Origin of the sequence: aff. Roholtiella sp. LEGE 12411 (genome assembly GCF_015206995.1) — a bacterium.
GTDB lineage: Bacteria > Cyanobacteriota > Cyanobacteriia > Cyanobacteriales > Nostocaceae > Komarekiella.
Genome location: NZ_JADEXR010000269.1, coordinates 1 through 3,464, shown reverse-complemented (window position 1 = coordinate 3,464; position 3,464 = coordinate 1). Strand labels below are relative to the sequence as shown.

Below are 3,464 nucleotides of genomic sequence, written 5' to 3'. Positions count from 1 at the left end.
GCATGGGGCATGGGGCATGGGGAAGAAGTAATAAAGGTGTACTGAATTTTTTTCAAAAATCAAATATTTAGTCCTATAGCTTGGAATGGAGTTTTGATAGTTTTAGATTATGGCAGGACATAGTAAATGGGCAAATATTAAGCGCCAGAAGGCGGTAGTAGACGCAAAAAGGGGAAAAACTTTCACCCAGTTGTCTCGAGCAATTATCGTTGCGGCGAGAAGCGGCGTACCAGATCCAGCGCTTAATTTTCAACTTCGTACGGCAATTGACAAGGCAAAAGCCGCAAGTATCCCTAATGATAATATTGAACGGGCGATCGCTAAGGGTGCAGGTACTTTTGGTGGCGAGAACTCTAGTCTAGAAGCTATTCGCTACGAAGGTTACGGCCCTTGTGGTGTAGCAATTTTGATTGAAGCCCTCACAGATAATCGCAATCGCACTGCTGCTGACTTGCGTGCAGCTTTTAGTAAAAACGGCGGGAATCTTGGTGAAACAGGTTGTGTTAGCTGGATGTTTGATCAAAAAGGCGTTTGTGTAGTTCAGGGTGTGGTTGATGAGGAACAGCTTTTAGAAGCATCCCTTGAAGGCGGTGCTGAGTCTTATGAGATGACTGAAGATGAGACGGCTGAGATATTGACTGAGATCGGAAATTTAGAAATCCTCAACCAGACGTTGAAAGATAAAAGCTTTAAGGTGACTGATGCTGAATTACGATGGATTCCCAGTAATCATGTCGAAGTTACTGATTCAGATCAGGCGCGATCGCTTTTCAAATTAATCGATACTCTAGAAAGCTTGGATGATGTGCAAAATGTCACAGCTAATTTTGAAATGGCAGATGAATTAATGGCTCTAAGTATTGTGTAGAACCAAGCGTTGTATTATTCATTCACACAAAATTACCCTATTCAACTCCATTGATATCCTCAGTCTATCAGCGGGGTTTTTTCAAAATTTGTCGCTATCAACTTGCTTAGAAAGGCGCGATCGCGTAAAAATAATAGTTAAGATGCTGTAATTTATCTTAACAATGGCGCGATCGCAGCTTGATCCAATTTCCCCGCAACTGACACCGCAAGATTTGCGGGGATATGAATATGACTTGGTAATTGTTGGCGGTGGAATTATTGGGTTAACCCTAGCCGCTGCTTTAAAAGATTCTGGCTTGAGAGTACTGCTGATTGAGGCGAAAGTGGCATCAGCAGCGGTATCCAAAGGGCAAGCCTATGCAATTCACATGCTCTCGTCGCTAATTTACCAAGGAATTGGCGTTTGGGATCAAATGCTGCCTGAAATTGCCAAATACTGCCATGTCCGCCTTTCTGATGCCGATTATTCAGAGGTGGTAGAATTTGCCACAGCGGATATAGGTACACCAGAGTTAGGTTATGTGGCGGAACATCAAGCGCTATTGCAGCCATTACAAGAATTTGTGCAGAATTGTCCAAATGTGACTTATCTTTGTCCGGCTGAGGTGATTAATACGCAGTATCAAAAAGATTTAGTAACGATAGATATTAAAATTGCCGAGCAGTTACAAACAGTTAAGAGCAAATTAGTTGTAGCAGCAGATGGGGCGCGATCGCCTATTCGCCAAGCTGCTGGTATTAAAACACATGGCTGGAAATATTGGCAATCTTGTATTGTAGCATTTGTTAAGCCAGAAAAACCTCACAATAACACAGCTTACGAAAGATTTTGGACTAGCGGGCCGTTTGCCATTTTACCTTTACCAGGGAACCGCTGCCGAATTGTGTGGACAGCCCCCCACAAAGAAGCACAAGCTTTGTGTGCATTAAATGATCAGCAATTTTTGGCAGAGTTAAGCCGTCGTTATGGCGATCAGATGGGGAAGTTGGAATTGCTAGGCGATCGCTTTATTTTTCAGGTACAACTGATGCAAAGCGATCGCTATGTCCTCCCCCGATTGGCATTAATTGGTGATGCAGCGCACAATTGCCATCCTGTCGGTGGACAAGGTTTAAATCTCGGTATTCGGGATGCTGCTGCTTTGGCACAAGTAATCCAAGCGGCGCAAGCGATGGGCGAAGATATTGGCAATGTTAAAGTCCTCAAACGCTATGAACGTTGGCGTAAATTGGAGAACCTAACAATTTTAGGATTCACCGATTTATTAGATCGGATATTTTCTAATAACTTCTTACCTTTGGTAGTTGTTCGTCGCCTGGGTTTATGGTTTTTGCGGCGAGTACCGATGCTAAAAGTGTTTATGCTCAAATTGATGATTGGTTTAAAAGGGCGTACTCCAGAATTGGCAAAACGTTAAAACCATATACTTGCTGCTTTCATACAGAAGCGAGCGTTTTGATAACTAATCAGCGATTTTATACTAGTTTGCCTTCATAATTGCAATGCTAGGATAGGTCACAAAAGCTTTTGTTTGACAGCTTTCAGCCCTTGCCTTATAAGTTGGTTTCTTCATATAAAATACTCTTAAGTAAAAACTATATTATTCAACTACTCAAACTTACTGATATTCAAAAAATTTGCATTTTCTTTAAATAACCAACAAGTTTTTTAGAGTAGTATCTAGACTAGATAGACCGTATAGATTCATGATTCAGCCGATTAACATTCATTGAACAGAGTGTCAATAATGGTGTTGATTAAAGTATTTAGATAAATAAGTTGGCACTCAATCTAAACTTATCTATTGACCAGTTTTAGCAATTGGTTAAAATTACCCTTTATGGCAAAAATTATTACGCCTGCGGAAATCTTGATCGGGTTATCGCTGAAAAAATTACTTGGTTGTATTAGCAAAGACCGGGTAAAGATAGGAAAAATCATGATACATTTACATGGTGATTTGCTTTGCAATCATGACCTGTATCACCTTGAAGTTTCCTGTTTACCAAGAATTAAAATGGGAAAATATCGAGTTAGTGGTATTCATGGCATTAACTCACCAATGTTTCATGATTCCCCGATTATAGAAGAGTATGACGGTTTTTTAGATGAAGCTCGCGTAGCATTTCATGAATGGCTAACTCGAAGATCTCTCTTCAATACACTTAAGCTAATTGGTTGGATGCTTTGGCTAATTACACAAGGGGTAAATCCAATAGGTGTTTTAATTAGTCATAATCGAGTTTTGAACCGTGATCTGATTTTGATGCCTGTATTAAATACAATGACTTTCTTGGAAGAGGATATAGAAAACTAACAAACTAATATAATGACAGTTTATTTATCAAGTAAATCTTAAGTTTGTAGAGTAATGTTTACTTGATGAATACGCTCAAATCTTGGGTATTTATCGGGCTAAAAGATCTGAAACCTTTGCGGTATATACTGGTGTGTACACAGTAGCCCTGGCTACTGGGAAAACATTGCAAAATATGTTTGGGGATTAGAGCAAATTCCATAATTTTTCATTTGAATACCACTCCCCCAATGCCCAATCCCCAATGCCCAATGCCCAATGCCCAATGCCCAATGC

The 3,464-nt window shown here is 40.2% G+C and carries 3 protein-coding genes; all 3 read left to right on the top strand.

Annotation, left to right across the window (positions count from 1 at the left end; translation table 11 throughout):
- Nucleotides 1–109 precede the first annotated feature (109 nt).
- The gene (locus tag IQ246_RS29160) at nucleotides 110–868 is read left to right on the top strand and encodes a YebC/PmpR family DNA-binding transcriptional regulator (RefSeq protein WP_194006769.1); all 759 of its coding nucleotides are present in this window, start codon (nucleotides 110–112) and stop codon (nucleotides 866–868) included.
- Nucleotides 869–1,031: 163 nt separating this feature from the next.
- Nucleotides 1,032–2,288 carry an FAD-dependent hydroxylase gene (locus IQ246_RS29155; RefSeq protein ID WP_194006768.1) on the top strand — a complete coding sequence of 419 codons (1,257 nt, stop codon included), beginning with the start codon at nucleotides 1,032–1,034 and terminating at the stop codon, nucleotides 2,286–2,288.
- A 423-nt stretch (nucleotides 2,289–2,711) separates the two neighbouring features.
- A complete protein-coding gene (locus tag IQ246_RS29150) occupies nucleotides 2,712–3,188 on the top strand; it encodes a hypothetical protein (protein ID WP_194006767.1) in 477 nt (158 codons plus the stop codon).
- The last annotated feature ends 276 nt before the right edge of the window (nucleotides 3,189–3,464 follow it).